The organism is Streptomyces sp. PTY087I2 (assembly GCF_001687325.1).
GTDB lineage: Bacteria > Actinomycetota > Actinomycetes > Streptomycetales > Streptomycetaceae > Streptomyces.
The window spans coordinates 49,878-66,102 of the sequence record NZ_LZRD01000020.1 but is presented as its reverse complement, the minus strand read 5'-3'; the positions used below and the strand labels follow the sequence as shown (position 1 = coordinate 66,102).

Below are 16,225 nucleotides of genomic sequence, written 5' to 3'. Positions count from 1 at the left end.
CGGTGGCGGCGGGGGAGAGGGGCGGGCGTGCGGCTGTACGCAGTGGTGGCGGCGGGCGGGTTCCGGCGCTACGCCACCTACCGGACGGCGACGGCGGCGGGGGTGTTCACCAACACCGTCTTCGGCTTCATCATGGCGTACACCTACATCGCCCTGTGGGACGAGCGTCCGCAGCTCGGCGGCTACGACACCTCCCAGGCGCTGACGTACGTCTGGCTCGGCCAGGCCCTGCTGATGACCAGCGCCCTGATGGGCGGCGGGTTCGAGAGCGAGCTCGTCGAGCGGATCCGTACGGGGGACGTCGCCGTCGATCTGTACCGGCCCGCCGACCTCCAGCTGTGGTGGCTGGCGGCGGACCTGGGCCGGGCGGCGTTCCACCTGCTGGGGCGCGGGGTGGCGCCGATATGCCTGGGGGCGCTCGCCTTCGACCTGGCGCTCCCCGGCTCGTTCTGGACCTGGCCGGCGTTCCTGCTGTCGGTGTTCCTGGGCGTGGTGGTCAGCTTCGCGGTGCGCTATCTGGTCGCGATGTCGGCGTTCTGGCTGCTCGACGGCGCGGGGGCGATGCAGATGGCGATGCTGGCGGGGCTGTTCTTCTCCGGGATGCTGCTGCCGCTGAACCTGTTCCCCGGGCTGCTGGGCGAGGTGGCACGGGCGCTGCCGTGGTCCTCGCTGCTCCAGGTGCCGGCCGATGTGTTCCTCGGCAAGCACACCGGGTGGGGGCTGGTGGAGGCGTACGTCTTCCAGGCCGGCTGGGCGGTCGTGCTGCTCGGGGCGGGCCGCCTGCTCCAGACCGTGGCGACCAGGAGAGTGGTGGTGCAGGGTGGCTGACACGGTGGCGGTACGGGCCGGCGGCGAGGAGTGCGAGCCGGCCGGGTTCGCCTTCGAGGACCGGCCCCGGCCGCTGGAAGGGGTCCGGGCGTACGGGCTGATCATGGCGATGTGGGTGCGCTCGACGATGGCGTACCGGGCCTCGTTCGCCATGACCCTGTTCGGGAACCTCGCGGTGACGGCCTTCGACTTCGTCACGATCCTGCTGATGTTCACGCACATCGACGCGCTCGGCGGCTACTCCCTGCCCGAGGTCGCGCTGCTGTACGGCCTGTCGGCGACGGCGTTCGGGGTGTGCGACCTGCTGCTGGGGTCGATGGACCGGGTGGGCTCCCGCGTCCGGGACGGAACGTTCGACACCCTGCTGGTGCGCCCGGTGCCGGTGCTGGCGCAGGTGGCGGCGGACCGGTTCGCGCTGCGAAGGCTGGGCCGGATCACGCAGGGCCTGCTGGTGCTCGGCTACGCGTTCGTCACCCTCGACATCGTCTGGACGCCGCTGAAGGTGCTGATGCTGCCGATGACCGTGATCAGCGGGGCGGCGATCTTCGGGGCGGTCTTCATCGCGGGAGCGGCGTTCCAGTTCGTCGCGCAGGACGCCTCGGAGGTGCAGAACTCCTTCACGTACGGCGGGACGACGCTGCTCCAGTACCCGCCCACGGTCTTCGCGAAGGACCTGGTGCGCGGCGTGACGTTCGTGGTGCCGCTGGCCTTCGCGAGCTGGCTGCCCGCGCTGTACGTGCTGGGGCGGGAGTACCCGGTGGACCTGCCGCGGTGGGTGGCCTTCCTGCCGCCGCTGGTCGCGGCGGGCTGCTGCGGTCTCGCGGGCCTGGCGTGGCGGGCGGGCCTGCGGTCCTACCGGAGCACGGGCAGTTGAGCGACCACAGGGACCGCATGAACCACAGCAACCACAGGGCCAGGCGCCGACCGGGTCGGACAGGACTACGCGGGAGAGCACGGACATGGCGGACGACGGGATCATCGGCCTCGGCGGCGACGACGGATTCATCGGCACCGGCGGCAACGACGGGTTCATCACCCTCGACGGCGTCGAGAAGGTCTTCGAGGTCCGCCGCCGGGCGGGCCTGCTGCGCCGGGAGCGCCACGAGGTGCGGGCCGTGGACGGGATCAGCTTCCGGGTCGCGCGCGGCGAGATGGTCGGCTACATCGGCCCGAACGGGGCCGGGAAGTCGACCACGATCAAGATGCTGACGGGCATCCTCACCCCGAGCGGCGGCCGGCTGCGCGTCGCGGGAATCGACCCCTCCCGCGAACGTACGCGCCTGGCGCACCGCATCGGCGTCGTCTTCGGGCAGCGAATGCGCTCACGAAGCAGTGGGACGGCCCCCAGTCTACCCCTGGGGAGCGCTCCGCAGTAGGGGCGCACCGAGGCCATAGCCCCAGGTCAGCGGCTTCGTGGGCTAGTAGAGACCCCGTCCGTCAGTTGCCGGGTCCAATGAGGGCACCTTGACCGTTCGAGCCGTCCGCCTCACGATGTGCGAGAACGGTTCGCCAAGTTTCGAGCAAGGGAGGGCACCATGCGTGCTCGGTTCCTCGGTAAGGACCCTGAGTCTCAGATCGGCAACTCTCCGACGCTGTTCGCCACCGACCGCACCGACCGCGTCACCTACATCGCGCAGGGTTGGAAGGTGACGGACCCCCAGGTGCTGGCCGACGTCGGCGAGGTCCCCGACCATGAGACGCTGATCGAGATCCCGGAAGACGTGCTCAAGATGTACGCCCGCCGCTACATGGAGGAGGGAGAACACTGAGCTTTCTGACCGGAGAAGAGTTCGGCAAGCTCTTCCAGTCGTTCGAGCACACGGCGTTTCGCCTGGAAGTACGCGACCGTTACGACGCGGACTACGAGAACGAGTCGCTGCGGAAGTTCCTCGCGCAGGAGAAGGACGACCTGCCGTGGATGCAGGACTGGCTGACCATGATCCGTGACGCTACGTCCAAGGGGCGACGCTTCACACGTGTGCGGGTGGTCAGCTTGCCGCTCACCGACTACAGCCGGTTCGGTGTGTGGTGTGCTCAGTTCACCAACGGGGCGGGCGAGGACATCCGCTACCTGACGCGTGACCGGGCGGACGCCGGACAGCTCCCCAATCACGACTACTGGCTGTTCGACTCGCGCAAGCTGGTGCGGATGCACTTTGATGACGCCGATGCCTTCCTTGGTGGCGAGGTCATCGAAGACGCCAGCGAGGTCGTGCAGCATAACTACTGGCGTGATGCCGCTTGGCACCACGCCATCAGGCGGGATGACTTTGCCACCGAACAGCACCTCGGGTTCGTCTAACGTCCACGAGGCCAGGGACGCCCTGGGCAAACGACTCCGCGAGCTTCGCCAAGCCGCCGACATGAGCGGCAGGCAGCTCGCGGAGTCGTTGTCATGGCCGCCTTCCAAGGTGTCCAAGCTGGAGAATGGGCGTCAGACACCCACTGACGACGACATTCGTAAGTGGGCCACGGTTACGGGAAGCGCGGGCGAGGCCGAAGCCCTGCTTGCTTCGCTGCACACGCTGGAGGTGCAGCACGCTGAGTGGCAACGCATCCTCCGTACCGGCTTGAAGCCTCACCAGCAAGAGCTGATCTCATGGGACCAGAGGACCCGACTCTTCCGTGCCTTCGAGGCAACCGTGATTCCCGGCCTCCTCCAGACACCCGAGTACGCACGTGCCCGCTTCGCTGAAGGCATCCGCCGGCTGAAGTTGCCCAACGACATCAACGAGGCCGTGGCCGGGCGGGCAAGACGCCAAGAGATCCTGTACCGACCGGACAAGCGATTCCACTTCGTTCTTACCGAAGCGGCGCTCAGGTTTCGACTCTGTACGCCGGACGTCATGATTGGTCAGCTTGACCGGCTGGTTTCACTGTCGCAGCTCCCGAACGTACGTCTCGGCATTATCGACTTCGAGACTCAGTACGCCACCTCGCCATGGCATGGCTTCTGGATCTACGACAACGAGCGGGTACTCGTTGAAACGCTGTCGGCTGAACTTGACCTCCGTCAGCCGCAAGAGATCGAGCTGTACGGCAGCGCGTTTGAGCAGCTTGCGGCCGTTGCCAGCTACGGCAGGGCAGCGCGGGCGATCATCAATCGGGTGATTGAAGACCTCGTTCCCGACGCCTCGGAAGATAGCTCCTGATTGCGCGCCGCCTCCCCTGGCGAGTGAGTTGCTAGAAATTCCGAGAAATTTTCTATCCAGAGGGAAATTGCACCCCTACGCTCCCAATGGAGCGCGTCACTCCGCGCTCCTCCGTCCCCGGACATGGGAGGCCGTCAGGTGCCTGTCTCTGTGCAGCTTTTAACTCGGGATCAGATAGAGCGGATGCCCGAGCGTGCCCGCGAAGTCGTGGAGTACCGCAAGAGCGGGCTCAGCCTGAACCACATTCAGGGGTGTCCGCTGGACTGCGCGTACTGCATCCGGCACACCTATGGTCTGTGGGACCAGCGTGTGCCCCGTGCGCTCATGAGCGACGCCGAAGCCGTCGAAGAACTGGTCGGTCATCGGTACTTCCAGCCGCACGTCACGCCGGTGCAGGTGTTCAACCGCGCCACCGACCCGTTCTTGCCAGTGGTCCGGCCGCACACCCTTGCTGTGCTGGACGACCTGGACGCCCGGAAGCTGACGAACCACGTACTCGTCATCACCAGGCACCAGATGAAGCCCGAGGACATCGACCGGCTCAACCAGCTCCAGCACATCAAGCTGACACTGCTGTTCACGTACTCCGGCATCGACAACAAGGACATCGAGCCCTACCCGTCGCACGTCGCCGCCGAGTCCTTGAAGCTCATGAGCGCGCCGCGGGAACGCCGGTACCGCACGGTTCTCTACTGGCGTCCGCTGGTGCCTGGTCTCAACGACTCACCGGAACACCTCGACCAGGCGTACGAGCTGAGCAAGCACGCCGACGCGACGGTCTTCACGGGGCTGTTCTACCGTGACCAGATCGCGGACTACTACAAGGCGAACAACCTGCCCGAGCCGTACGACGAGACGGCCCGGCGCAAGATCGTGCCGGAGACGCTGGAAAGGCGCGTCCTTTCAACCTTCGCCGGCAGCGACTCCTTGTTCCGCAAGACCTCGTGCGCCGTGGCCTACGCCCATGAACTGCCGGACTACAACGGCCACTACGGGGTTCCTGAACTCTGCGACATCTGCCCGCTGGCGCAGCTCGACCGCTGCAAGGATGCACACCGCGTCCCGACCGCGAAGCGGCTGCGGGAAGTCGCCGCTGACCTTCCGGAGGCTCGTGGTCTGGTGGTCGTGGACGTCACGGAACACGCGGCTATCGTCTCCGGGCTGGAGACGGAGCAGCCGCGCTACTACCTGCAACACGCCCTCGGATTCCAGGTGCACGACGTACGGCACCCGCACCGGGAGCGGCGGCATGGCCGAGCAGAAATCGGCTGGAAGGACGGCGCGCAAGATGGCTGACTGGACGGAACTCTCCTACGCGGTCGTTGACGTGGAAGGGAACGGTCACCAGCCGCCCGACCTCGTGGAGCTGGCCGCCGTCCCGATCATCGGCGGCGTCATCGGGGAGCCGATGTCGTGGTTGATTCGTCCCGACCAGGCGATCACACCGATGGCGCAGCGCGTTCACGGCATCAGCAACAAGGCCGTGGCCGACGCCCCGCTGTTCGCGGACATCAAGGACGACGTTCTCAAGGCGTTGGGCGTCTCGGCCTTCGTGGCGCACAACGCCCACGTGGACGCCAACGTTCTTCGGCGCAAGATGCCCGGCTGGACGTGCCCCGAGGTGTTCGACACGCTCAAGCTCGCACGGCGCTTCGTGCCTGACCAGATGAGTTTCCGGCTCGGTTCGTTGGTCGAGGCGCTCCAGCTTGCCGAGGGGCTGCCGCATGACATGCGCCCTCACCGAGCGGGGTACGACGCCTTGGTTACGGCCCGTCTTTTCGTCCAGCTCGCCACGGTGGCCGGCTCGTTGGAAGAGCTGCGCGGTCTACCGCCGGAAGGGGGTACGGATGAAACTCCGGCCCTTTTCTGACCACGACCGAGGCATGTTCGTCAGCGTGGACGGCCCCAGCGGCGCAGGCAAGAGCACCATCGTTCACCACCTGGCCCAGATGCTCGTTGCGGCGGGCGAACAGGTGCACGTGACTGCCGAGCCGTCCACCGGTCCTATCGGTCAGCTCTGCCGCGAGTTGACCGAGACCGTCACCGGTCACGCCCTGGCGTGCTTGTACGCGGCGGATCGCTACCACCACGTGGAGACGGAAGTCCGCAAGCACACCGAGGCGGGGCAGACGGTCATTAGTGACCGCTACCTTCCGTCCGCCTTGGTGATGCAGCGGTTCGACGGGGTGGACCCGGCGTTCCTTTGGAACCTCAACGCCGAGGTGGAACGTCCCGACCTCGCGGTCATCCTCGAAGCTGACCCCGAGGTCATCTCGGAACGGCTGCACGACCGGGGAGCGCATAACCGCTTCCAGCTTTCGCCGGGCAGCAGCCACGTCGAAGCGCACTTCTACCGCCAGGCCACGGAGCGGTTGGTACAAGCGGGCTTCGATGTCCTGCGGGTGGACTGCAACCAGGGGCCGCCCGAGAAATCGGCCGCGTTCATCCGTGACCGCCTCCTGAGCTTCTTCGCTCCGAGCGAGACGTAAGCGGCGTGACTGCAACGACCGCTCCCGAGCGCCTGGCCGTAGAGCGCGATGGACTCAACGCGCTTGCCACGGTGGTCGTGAACGAGCACACCGACGACCACGGCCTGTGCGCCGTGTGCGGCTGTGCCTTCCCGTGCCAGCGAGTCGCCCTCGCTGAGCGCGTCCCTGCGCGCTGAGACGCGCCAAAGAACCGGTCGGGCCTGTGGCGGTGACTCCGCTCCTGCCACCGGCCCGACCTTCCAGCACGGAGACTCCGCCGTGAACGCACCGACCACCGAACGTCCTTCCTTCCTCCTGGTCTCCAGCCTCCGTCTTGCGGCCGTGTTCACGGCGGTGAGCTGTTCTCGAATGTTCGTCCGGCACATGCTGGACTGCTGGAAGCTACCCGACTACATCGACAACGCCGAGCTGGTTGTCAGCGAGCTGGCGACCAATGCCATCAAGGCAACCGGCCTCACCGACGCCGAACCCAAGTGGGAAGACATCAAGGCGCACCACATCATCGCCGTACAGCTCCGCGTCATAGACACGCGGCTGTACATCGAGGTGTGGGACGGCAGCGCCGATGTACCCGAGAAACAAGACGCGACCGCGGACGCCGAGAACGGGCGGGGACTTCCACTGGTCGAGGCGCTGAGTGAAAGGTGGGGCATCTTCCAACCGCCGGCGGGCGGCAAGATCGTCTGGGCTGAGTTCGAGCTTTCCTCCCCGCCGCACTCGATGCCCAGCTCACCCGCGTTTCCGAAGCGAGTGCCGAAGGCGGTCCGACCGCCCAAGGACGGGCCGTTCAAGTTGGTCGAGACGGCTCTTCTTGAACGTGTCCTCGTCGGGCTGCGCGAGCGGCTGTGACTGCTCCAAGCGTCCTCTCATCCACCGACGTCCCAGGAGCAGGCATGGGCACCTCGAAGACGTTCCGCTTCCGCAACTACGACATCCGCACCGATGACACCGCCGAACCGACCTACAGCGCCGAGTGCGTCACCGGAGACGATGCCGACTGCGGCGCGCGGTCGGGCGAAGAAGTCGAGAGAGACAAGCTGAATAAGTGGATCGCGGAGCACGTCCGCGACACCGGTCATGAGCGCTTTCGTGTAACGACGGCGAACTACGCCGTGGCGACGCCGGGAGAGTGGCAGTGATGCCGCCTTACGTGTCAGACGACCCTTGAAGGTCGCCACCTACGGCGACAGCACAAGTTCAAAGCCCCACAACGAAGAACACCCCGACCGCGCAGCGGACACGGGGTGTTCTTCGCTTGCGCGGGGTCGGGGTGGCGGTTGTCGGGACTCAGTCGTCTGGGATCAGGCTTACACGCAGAAGATGTCGCCCTCCGTCGTGCCGCTCGTCGGGATGATCTGGGCGTACATCTCTACCAAGTCGGAGTCGTCGGGACGATCTCCGCCGTAGTAGACGTACATGCGGACGCGGAGGCCCTGGGCAGTGGCCGTGGCTATGCCGTCGTCCACCCAGCCCTCGATGTACCAGTCCGGGTATGGGTAGAAGGCGACCGGGCCGTGGTAGTCGTCATCGTCCATCGTCATCAAATCGACGGCGTAGCGCGGCTCTGCCAAGGAAACGGCGACCTTCACGGTGCGCCCCTCGGGCAGTGCGACCGGCAGGGTCTTCGGATCGCGGTACGTCGAACTGAAGAGTGCCGTCTTGAGGTCATCGAGGGTGAAACCGCACCTCTGGTCGACGACGACAGTTCCCGGCTCGAAGCCGAGATTGCGCAGGTCGTTCTTGCGGTGGGGCTTTCCGGTGTCAGAAGAAATGAGTTCCGACATGTTGTGTACCTCGTTGGCTCGATTCGGGTGGGGCACACTGTCAGCCAATTAGGTAGACAGGGTGCCGCATCCGAAGAGTTGAGGTACAGGTGCGACCGCTAAAAGCGATTCTTCTTATTTATAGCACATTTAGACTATTTGGTCAAATGTATTGAATGCAGCATCTCAATGAAAGCGAACGCGGCAGCCGCACCACCAAGGAAGGGAAGTCCTATAAGCGTCGCAAAGAAAAAGAGGCGCTCTCCTCGCGTCAGATGGTCTGCCACCATGTCGAATCTGTCGAAGTAGTCTCCTCTTCTGCTGTTGATCCAGCTCTTCATGCGGTTAAAGCGCGATCCCGAGGGGGTCGCATTGGTAGGCAGAGGGGAAGCGGTGTCAGGTTCCCTTTCTGGGATGGTTGCGACTACGGGGCTGAATGGCTCGACATGACCTGCCGAGTTGAGGTTACGGTGAGCCTGCGCTTGGAATGCATCTTTTTCAGCTACGGCTCTGCGGTGCAAGATAAGGCGAGCAAGGGCAGGGAAGCCGTTGTCGTCCTCCCAGCGGTTATGCGTTCGAGGTATGCCGCCTGGAAAGAAGCATTCCCCTCTGGGTGCGTAGGGCTTCACTCCGCAGGCCCAGTCGCGGCGGGCTACTAGAGTTCCGTGGGACGCGAAGTCCTTTCCGTCATCGTCAGTACCGATTGCGAGGGCTACGCCAACCGCCTTAGCGACCGCTCTTTTACTTCTATGACGGCTAAAGTCACCGACAATTGAAGCGGACTCTTCACTTGGGATGGCTTCAATCAACGCGGCGAGCACGCCGAGCCCGGCGTCTGGGTCGCCAGGAGTCAGCAGCAGGTCGAGAAGCCAACCACCCTCGTAGTCGCTCAGCTTCTCCGGAGTCAGCCCCATGTCGTTGCGGAGCGCCTTGAACGCCGCCACCAGCTTCTCAACGTCGCTCACGTGGCTCCCTCCGAACTAGCGCATCAGTGCTGGTCAGTATCCCATGACAGCACGGGACACCAGAGGACAAAGGAAGTGTCCGTCCTGCTGTCCTGTACTGTCCTCCGCCCTCCGTCACACCTTGATGACGCAGGCACGCACGTGCCCGCGAAGAGAACAAGGAGGCGGCGGTCATGGGTAACGAACTGGCTCTCTTCGGAGGTGGCGGAGGACGCCGGGGCGAGATGGCCCGGCGTCCGACCAGGCGGCAGCGGGCGGCCGTAGAACGGGCGGACATCGAGCTGTTCCAGCTTGCGGCGCACGGTCAGCACGAGGAGCTGAAGGCCATGCTCCGCAAGAAGCTGACCGAGGACGGGATGCAGGACGTCACCGACGTGGCCAACCTCGCCCGTGAACTGGCGGGCGAAGACCAGTACGTTGCGTCTCTCCTGATCCCGATCGTCCAGGAGTACGCCCGCACCACGGCCCGCGACATCCGGGATTTCGGCCGGGGCCGGAGTCGGTAGATGTCCTTCTCCGACGTGATCGGCAGCGTGGCGCTGTTCGCTCTCGTCCTTCTTCCGCTCGGAGTGGCGTGGATCGTCGTCACCCTCTCCGAGCGGAAGGAACGTAAGGACGAGGCAGGGCCAACGCCGCTGGAGATGTACGCCGAGATGCGCGCTCGTAAGAACGACACGATGCGCCAAATGCGGGCCGTGGCCCGAAAGAACCGAGGCACCACTTCAAAGCACGACCGCAGTAGGAGGTAGTCGTCATGACGTGGAGGTACTGGGCGCTCATTCTGCGGCCCTGGTTCGTGCGGTACGTGCTGCACAGCCAGACCAGAAGGACCGTGCGCTACGGCCGGGGCGGCAATTCGTTCTGCCGCACCTGCTACGTGGCGGCATGAAGCTCTCGAATACCAACAACCAGAAGGAGCAGGGGTCATGGCGTGGTTGGGATTCATCTGGGTGCTCGTCATCCTCGGAACGCCGGTCGGCATCGGGGCGTACGTCTTCTACCGGCGCGGCGGTGCTGGAGGAGCCGAGCACCGCCGCCGGGCGCGGCTGATCGAGAGGGACGTCCGCAATTACCTCCACGACAACGAGGTGATGGACGACGTCGTGTACCGGATCGCACAGGAACGACAGGGCTACCCCCGCCGGTGAAGGTGCGAACGAGGAAGGCAGCCGCGAGGCCGAAGCCACCTCGACCACCAGAAGGGGGCGTGTCGCCAAGATGCGCCCCCTTCTAACTGCCCGCCGGCGGGTGTGTTTGGTCGGCGGCACCAACTCCCAGGAGGGAAACGTGAAGAAAGCCCGGAGCATATTGCTCACCCTGCTACTGGCCGCCCTGACGTTCCGCGTCTTGTGGTGGGCCGTTCAACCGCTCGTGCCGTACCTCGTCAGCGCCACCGCCGTCGTGCTGGTGCTCGGCTTCATCTACTACCGCATGTTCAAGTGGTGAAAGGGAGTGACCATCATGGCACCGCGGCCCGCAGACCGACGCAGCTTTCATCTGAGCTTCCCGGCCAACCTTGAAGCCGACGCCATCTCGACGTGGCTGCGCTCGGTGAGCGGCACGCTTCTCACCGGGCCGCGGCGCCTGCTTGGTGTGCCGAGCCTTGTCTTCGAGGTCCGGGCGGATGAGTTCGGCATCTCTTACCGGCTCCGCGCACCAGGAGGTCTGGCCGACTTCGTCGTCCCGCAGCTGCGCTCCCTTATCCCCGGTTCTACGGCTACGCCGGCGGGCGAGGAGGAACCGCTCGACCAATGGACGGCCGCGGTGGAGCTAGGTCAGCAGGACCCGCGACGCGGGCTCGGTGTCGTGAGTGCCGAGGGTCTTTCGACGTCCATTTTGGCGAGCCTGCAAGGGCTGCGCGGCGGTGAAGCGGTGCTTCTTCAGTGGGTGGTCTCGCCCGCGCTCCGTGAGCGATCACCGGCACCACCAAGGAAGCGAGAACACGGAGTTATTGGGCTGTTGCAAGGCGACGGTAGGTGGGACGAAATCACCGACCGCCGCGACAAGCTGAGCGAGCCGAACTTCCTCGCGCTGCTGCGCGTTGCCGTGAAGGCCGCCAACCAGGACGAGGCCGGCCGGTTGCTTGGGAGAGTGCGGACCAGCCTCTCCGGCGCGGGCACGGCTTCCAACAGACTCAAGAAACGCGTTGGGCTCCCGAGCCGGATCGTACAGCGGGTCCAGTCCGCCGAGGCACCGACGCTCTTTCCAATGCAGCTCGCCGCGTCGGAGCTGGCCGCACTTCTGGCGTGGCCGCTCGGTTCACCGCATGTGGCCGGACTTCCGGGGCGGCGCACGCGCCAGCTCGTTGCCGCTGCTTCGATTCCTAGGCGGGGCAGGGTGATCGGGCGATCCAACTTCCCTGGAGCGGAACGACTGGTCGCGCTCGACTACGTGGAGTCGGCCAAACACCTGCATGTCGTCGGCCCAACTGGCAGCGGGAAGACGGTACTTCTCGCCAACCTGATAGCTCAGGACATGGAGGCGGGCCGGGGAATCATCCTTATCGAGAGTAAAGGTGACCTCTTCGCCGAAGCTCTGGCCCGCGTTCCGGAACATCGCGTGAAGGACGTCGTCCTCCTGGACGTGACCGACACCAAAAACCCAGTGGGCTTCAACATCTTGCAGGGCAGCCCGTACGTGGTGGCCGCCGACATGCAGCGGCTATTCGACCATCTGTATCCGCAGGACGCCCGAGGCGTCCGCGTGCGACAGGGCTTCTACCACCTGGTGCTCACGCTCATGATGACCACCGGCATCACGGAGAAACTGACGTTCGCGGATATCCAACCGCTGGCCGTGCCGACGGCGACGCAACAGGAGTTTTCGGATCGGGTCATCGAGGGTGTGTCGGAGGTCGAGGAGCTGGCGTCGTGGTGGGCAGACATTCGAGCTATGCCGAAGTCGAAGCGGGATTTCTACTTCAAGCCGCTCATGGATCGGACGTGGCAGCTCACGTCTCGGCGGTCGCTGCGGAACATCATCGGACAGAGCATGAGCACGGTGGACATCCGGACCATCATCCGCAAGGAGAAGATTCTTCTCGTCAACCTCGGCCAGGCCGTCGAGGGAAAGGACACGGCCGGACTGCTCGGCAGCCTGCTCCTTAACTCAGTTTGGAGCACGGTGCAGGGCGGGGCCGCTAATCCCGCTCGTCCAACCATGCTGTATCTGGACGAGTTTCAGGATTTTCTGGCACTGCCCATCGCTCCGGCCGACATGTTCGCCCAGGCCCGTTCGCTCGGCCTTGCCATGACCGTAGCTCATCAGTACCTCGGGCAGCTCGGCCGTGAACTCCAAGACGCAACGGACGCTAATGCCCGCTCGAAGATTGCGTTCCAATCGTCTGGCGACGAGGCCAAGAACCTTGCTCGCGGGTTCGGCGGCAGTGTGACCGAAGACGACATCATCCACCTGGGCCGCTTTGAAGTGATCGCCAAGCTCGCCACTCACTCCGGCGTCAGCGCTCCCCTTACTGCGGTCACACAGCTACCGGTAGAAGAAACCGGCTTCGCTGACGAAGCACGCGCCCACTCCCAGGAAACCTACGGCCGCCCAGTAAGCGCAGTAGAAGCCGAGATCCAACAGCGCCGCGGCGCCAGGCCGGCCTCGACTCGATCTACCCGCAGGCCCCGGTTCGGTGGACCCCGCTAATCATTCACCAGTACCCCACGACCGTAGGCGAACCCCGTAGGCCAGCCGTAGGCGTACGCCTATACCTGCGCCACCTCTGACCTGCGGGAGTACCGGCCCTTATCACTGCGAGGAGGACCCACCCATGCAGCTCACTACCCGAGACATTGAAGTCGTGCGGCTGGTTGAGCAGTTCTCTCAACTCGCCTCGACCCACATAAGCGAACTCGTCTTTGCCGACCGGTCCCACAGCGTGCCGGACCGAGTGCTTTCCCGGCTGGTTCGACTCGGCTATCTCGCACGGGTCGGCAGGAGAAGTAGCGGCGACCAAGGAGGCGCCGGCGCCTACGTCTATCAGCTCGGCAGATATGGCCGCGTTCTAGTCGGCGCAGAAAGCCGCCCAGCGCCGAACGTCAGTAATCACGCGCTTCTGATCGCAGATACGTACGTCTCCTTGCGGCAGGCCGAAAGGGCAGGTGTCTTGAGCTTCAAGGAATGGGCGGTAGAAGTCTCAGTTCCTCCAGTGCGGGCTGACCTGTTCGTTTCCTTGGACTTCCCAGGACAGCAGCGGAGCGGCAGCTACTTCCTGGAAGCCGACCTTGGCTCAGAACGACCTCAGCGGATCACGGAGAAGCTGAACGGCTATTGGCAGGCCGCATTGGCGAGTGAAGAGGAGTTCTTCCCGTATGTGGTGTTCGTGGTGGTGCATCCTGGCCGTAGGACAGAGCTGGAGCGACTGTTCCGGCGACTCCCTGAAGAGCGGCGCGAGATGGTGCGGGTGTTTATGTTTAGCGAACTTGTACCAGCATTGATGAGGTTGTGAATGCATGTCGATTCATTAACGAGACGCAGCAATGTGTCATAATAAACGGCATGATACTTACGCTCTTAATCATATCAATCGTGATCCTGGCGTGGCTTTATAAGAAACATCAGGACTGGCGCTTAACGCACGCCACAATGGATGCCTTTTCGATGGCGTTAATTGAAGAAGTGGGCACGAGGCGGGCATTGGATGCTTTCTTTCATGTCCTAGATACGCAGTACGACTACCGACAATCGAAGCGCATTACCGACATGTTTATGCGGGGATTAGGCATGCGTGGTCAGCTTGACGCAATTGGCAACTATGATGACGAGAGCATAGAAGCTCTCAAAGAGGCCATAGTTCAAGTTATGGGCGAGCGGCCTGGGCGGAGAACAAAATAGACGATGCCCCTGAGTGATCCATTATCTTTAGAACAGGCTGCCGCGACTCAATACAAGATGCTTGAGCGCGAGTATGAGATGTTCAGCTCGGAGAATAAGATGATTCTCGCGCAGGAGGTCTCACTCATCAGAGATATGAGCACCTTCAGTCTCGCACTCTTAGCGGCAAGCCTGACAGCTCTCCAACTTCACCTATCAACTGACATATGGATCTACGCTTCTACTCTCATGTCTGGTCTTGCTCTCCACTTTAGCTATCTCACACGACTGGAACTCATCGGCCAGGCCATGCAACGTGAGACATTTCTTAAAGGTAGACATCTCGACATCCTGCTCCTTGGTGATGAGCTAGCGGAAATGAAACCACAACAACACAGCAAGCTGACAGAATACCGACTGAAGCATCCTCTAGAGTTCCCGAAGTCGGGTTGGTTGCGGGAGTACGGAAGACCCACCGCCTGGATACTCATTTGGACGAGCTTTATTTGTCTTGCCGCAGCCGTATTTACTTCAAAATTTTGACGGCTAAGTTGACGGCAACTACACCCAACATCCACGCCCTTTTGCGTGCTTCCAAAGTTCGCTTCACCTCTGTTGCACGCTGAAGGGCACTGCCGTGATTTGTTATGGCATGGAAGAGGTCATCGGTTCGAATCCGATATGCTCCACCAAAGTTATCTGTTGTATCTCCGTCAACAAGATTGTTGAATTGACGGCTAAGTCGACGGCTACCGTTGCCGTCAATGAAACTCCACGGCAGTCCAGGACGAACGTCCCGGGCTGCTTTTGTGTGAGTGGGGTCTAGAAGAGAACCGGCGAGGCCCTGCAAGGCTGCGCGACGTGATTCATCATCGTCGTGCTGATACACCTCTTGAGTCGTGACAATGCGAGAGTGCCCCAAGATTAACTGGATGTCTCGGTCTGGCACACGGCGACTCTTGAGGAGGGTTGCAACTGTGTGACGAATAGTATGAACGGAGATGACACGAAGATCATGGTTTCCACAGATCCTCTTGAAATCGCGCAGGAAGTTGCCGGGATCTATCGGACCTCCCTCGGTCGTTGTGAAGACTAAGTCGGCTCCCTCTATCGCGTACTTTTCGTAGTATGCGGCGAGTGCTTGTTTCACAGGCTCTAACAGAGGCAAGTCACGTCGGCTCTTGGTTGTCTTCAGGGGGCCGATAAGAATCTCTCGCCCCACACGCTGTAACTGCTGCCGTATGTGGATCTTTGAGTTGGCAACATCTATGTCCTGCCAACGCAGGCCGAGAAGCTCTCCTTTCCTTAATCCATAGAAGAGCATCAGGTATGCGGCGTATAGACGATGGGAGCTTACGGCTTCTAGAAACCGACTGACTTCCTCCGCACTCCACGGTTTAACGTCCTTCCGCTCTTCAGGTGGCAGCTCGACCAGACGGGCTACGTTGCGCGCAATCAGCTCTTCGCGTTCGGCCCGCGTCAAAGCCGCGCTGAGAACCTTGCGGATAACGTGAATCTTTGAGACCGAGTGCCCTCCGCCAAGCAGTTCATTAACCCAGCGCTGCACAAGGGCGACAGACAACCTATTGATGGGGTTCTTGCCGAGTCCTGGCTTTATATATAGCCGAACGATCGTCTCGCACTGAGCGTACGTTGCGGGGCGTCGGTTAGGTTTGACTACGGCCTTTAACCAGTAGTCAAGATAGTCGCCGAGCATCCAGGGTTTATCACTGACTGGGATGCTCTGGTCATTCTTAGCCTTAGCTTCGGTTAGCTTCCTGCTTACCTCGGCGCGGGTCGCGCCGTAGACGCGCACCCGCTTCCGTGTTCCGCTAGTAGTGAGGACGTAGACCGCACCGTCATACCGCCCATCCTTACGCCGGTAGATAGTGCCCTCGCCGTTGGAGTTACGGCGAGCCATCAGGCCATAGACTCCCGCGTGATTCGCTGGATGTATGCCTGGAGAGCAGCAGGCGTAACGAACCGTCGCTTACCAATCTGCACCGAGTCGATGAGTCGGCGGCGGAACAGGTCGTAGAGCTTCCACTTACTGATCCGTAGTCTGAGGTACGTTTCCCGCACGGTAAGAAGCTCGGGTTCTAAGCCCGTGGCCGGCTGTTGGTTGGTCTGTAAGTTCTTTTCCTCCATATGTTCCTCCTTCTGTTGTAACTCAATTTGTGCTGCTTGTGAATGCCCAGGTGGGCCGCGAC

The 16,225-nt window shown here is 62.9% G+C and carries 24 protein-coding genes; 20 read left to right on the top strand and 4 right to left on the bottom strand.

From position 1 onward, the window contains the following. The first annotated feature begins 27 nt into the window (after window positions 1-27). The 11 genes from A3Q37_RS22655 (at window position 28) to A3Q37_RS22605 (ending at window position 7,608) form a co-directional block, all read left to right on the top strand. Window positions 28-828 (top strand): ABC-2 family transporter protein, encoded by an 801-nt coding sequence (locus A3Q37_RS22655; RefSeq protein ID WP_065487467.1) that lies wholly within the window; start codon window positions 28-30, stop codon window positions 826-828. Continuing rightward, complete coding sequence (locus A3Q37_RS22650) at window positions 821-1,702, top strand: ABC transporter permease (RefSeq protein ID WP_065487466.1); 882 nt, start codon at window positions 821-823, stop codon at window positions 1,700-1,702. The genes A3Q37_RS22655 and A3Q37_RS22650 overlap by 8 nt, the downstream gene beginning before the upstream one ends. An 85-nt stretch (window positions 1,703-1,787) precedes the next feature. After that, a complete protein-coding gene (locus A3Q37_RS22645; protein ID WP_255311909.1) occupies window positions 1,788-2,204 on the top strand; it encodes an ATP-binding cassette domain-containing protein in 417 nt (138 codons plus the stop codon). 159 nt (window positions 2,205-2,363) lie between these two features. Continuing rightward, window positions 2,364-2,597 carry a hypothetical protein gene (locus A3Q37_RS22640; RefSeq protein WP_065487465.1) on the top strand — a complete coding sequence of 78 codons (234 nt, stop codon included), beginning with the start codon at window positions 2,364-2,366 and terminating at the stop codon, window positions 2,595-2,597. Next, window positions 2,594-3,130: a DUF6879 family protein gene (locus A3Q37_RS22635; protein ID WP_065487464.1), complete on the top strand. Its 537-nt coding sequence runs from the start codon at window positions 2,594-2,596 to the stop codon at window positions 3,128-3,130. Before A3Q37_RS22640 ends, A3Q37_RS22635 begins: the two co-directional genes overlap by 4 nt. Continuing rightward, a complete protein-coding gene (locus A3Q37_RS22630; protein ID WP_369691466.1) occupies window positions 3,063-3,980 on the top strand; it encodes a helix-turn-helix domain-containing protein in 918 nt (305 codons plus the stop codon). Before A3Q37_RS22635 ends, A3Q37_RS22630 begins: the two co-directional genes overlap by 68 nt. A 183-nt stretch (window positions 3,981-4,163) precedes the next feature. Beyond that, window positions 4,164-5,276, top strand: a complete 1,113-nt coding sequence (locus A3Q37_RS22625) for a radical SAM protein (RefSeq protein WP_079137935.1) — start codon at window positions 4,164-4,166, stop codon at window positions 5,274-5,276. After that, entirely contained in the window at window positions 5,230-5,850 is a 621-nt protein-coding gene (locus A3Q37_RS22620) for an exonuclease domain-containing protein (RefSeq protein WP_255311907.1), read from the top strand. Before A3Q37_RS22625 ends, A3Q37_RS22620 begins: the two co-directional genes overlap by 47 nt. Window positions 5,851-5,863: 13 nt before the next feature. Continuing rightward, window positions 5,864-6,469: a dTMP kinase gene (gene tmk / locus A3Q37_RS22615; RefSeq protein ID WP_218064567.1), complete on the top strand. Its 606-nt coding sequence runs from the start codon at window positions 5,864-5,866 to the stop codon at window positions 6,467-6,469. Window positions 6,470-6,727: 258 nt separating this feature from the next. Continuing rightward, entirely contained in the window at window positions 6,728-7,318 is a 591-nt protein-coding gene (locus A3Q37_RS22610) for an ATP-binding protein (protein WP_065487459.1), read from the top strand. Window positions 7,319-7,362: 44 nt separating this feature from the next. Next, a complete protein-coding gene (locus A3Q37_RS22605; protein WP_065487458.1) occupies window positions 7,363-7,608 on the top strand; it encodes a hypothetical protein in 246 nt (81 codons plus the stop codon). A 168-nt stretch (window positions 7,609-7,776) separates the two neighbouring features. Here A3Q37_RS22605 and A3Q37_RS22600 read toward each other — a convergent pair whose 3' ends face one another. Further along, the gene (locus A3Q37_RS22600; RefSeq protein ID WP_065487457.1) at window positions 7,777-8,253 is read right to left on the bottom strand and encodes a hypothetical protein; all 477 of its coding nucleotides are present in this window, start codon (window positions 8,251-8,253) and stop codon (window positions 7,777-7,779) included. Between the two features lie 134 nt (window positions 8,254-8,387). After that, a complete protein-coding gene (locus A3Q37_RS36855) occupies window positions 8,388-9,197 on the bottom strand; it encodes a hypothetical protein (protein WP_141693596.1) in 810 nt (269 codons plus the stop codon). Between the two features lie 173 nt (window positions 9,198-9,370). On the opposite strand from A3Q37_RS36855, the gene A3Q37_RS22595 reads away from it, so the two are divergent. The 9 genes from A3Q37_RS22595 to A3Q37_RS36845 all read left to right on the top strand — a co-directional run bounded on the left by A3Q37_RS22595 (window position 9,371) and on the right by A3Q37_RS36845 (window position 14,558). Continuing rightward, window positions 9,371-9,703 carry a hypothetical protein gene (locus tag A3Q37_RS22595; protein WP_065487456.1) on the top strand — a complete coding sequence of 111 codons (333 nt, stop codon included), beginning with the start codon at window positions 9,371-9,373 and terminating at the stop codon, window positions 9,701-9,703. Beyond that, a complete protein-coding gene (locus A3Q37_RS22590) occupies window positions 9,704-9,946 on the top strand; it encodes a hypothetical protein (RefSeq protein WP_065487455.1) in 243 nt (80 codons plus the stop codon). Window positions 9,947-9,951: 5 nt separating this feature from the next. Further along, the gene (locus A3Q37_RS37945; protein WP_255311906.1) at window positions 9,952-10,086 is read left to right on the top strand and encodes a hypothetical protein; all 135 of its coding nucleotides are present in this window, start codon (window positions 9,952-9,954) and stop codon (window positions 10,084-10,086) included. Window positions 10,087-10,123: 37 nt separating this feature from the next. Further along, window positions 10,124-10,345: a hypothetical protein gene (locus A3Q37_RS22585; protein ID WP_065487454.1), complete on the top strand. Its 222-nt coding sequence runs from the start codon at window positions 10,124-10,126 to the stop codon at window positions 10,343-10,345. A 139-nt stretch (window positions 10,346-10,484) separates the two neighbouring features. Further along, window positions 10,485-10,643 (top strand): hypothetical protein, encoded by a 159-nt coding sequence (locus A3Q37_RS37310; RefSeq protein ID WP_176711484.1) that lies wholly within the window; start codon window positions 10,485-10,487, stop codon window positions 10,641-10,643. A gap of 6 nt (window positions 10,644-10,649) precedes the next feature. Further along, on the top strand, window positions 10,650-12,848 hold the full coding sequence (locus A3Q37_RS22580) for a type IV secretory system conjugative DNA transfer family protein (protein WP_141693595.1): 2,199 nt from the start codon (window positions 10,650-10,652) through the stop codon (window positions 12,846-12,848). Window positions 12,849-12,972: 124 nt separating this feature from the next. Next, on the top strand, window positions 12,973-13,650 hold the full coding sequence (locus tag A3Q37_RS35900) for a replication-relaxation family protein (protein WP_079137934.1): 678 nt from the start codon (window positions 12,973-12,975) through the stop codon (window positions 13,648-13,650). 50 nt (window positions 13,651-13,700) lie between these two features. Next, the gene (locus A3Q37_RS36850; protein WP_141693594.1) at window positions 13,701-14,036 is read left to right on the top strand and encodes a hypothetical protein; all 336 of its coding nucleotides are present in this window, start codon (window positions 13,701-13,703) and stop codon (window positions 14,034-14,036) included. 3 nt (window positions 14,037-14,039) lie between these two features. After that, complete coding sequence (locus A3Q37_RS36845; protein ID WP_141693593.1) at window positions 14,040-14,558, top strand: hypothetical protein; 519 nt, start codon at window positions 14,040-14,042, stop codon at window positions 14,556-14,558. Here A3Q37_RS36845 and A3Q37_RS35895 read toward each other — a convergent pair. Continuing rightward, window positions 14,542-15,936, bottom strand: coding sequence for a site-specific integrase (locus tag A3Q37_RS35895; RefSeq protein WP_079137933.1), 1,395 nt, complete (start codon window positions 15,934-15,936; stop codon window positions 14,542-14,544). The genes A3Q37_RS36845 and A3Q37_RS35895 overlap by 17 nt on opposite strands. Further along, complete coding sequence (locus A3Q37_RS22570; protein WP_065487451.1) at window positions 15,936-16,163, bottom strand: helix-turn-helix domain-containing protein; 228 nt, start codon at window positions 16,161-16,163, stop codon at window positions 15,936-15,938. The genes A3Q37_RS35895 and A3Q37_RS22570 overlap by 1 nt, the downstream gene beginning before the upstream one ends. Between the last annotated feature and the right edge of the window lie 62 nt (window positions 16,164-16,225).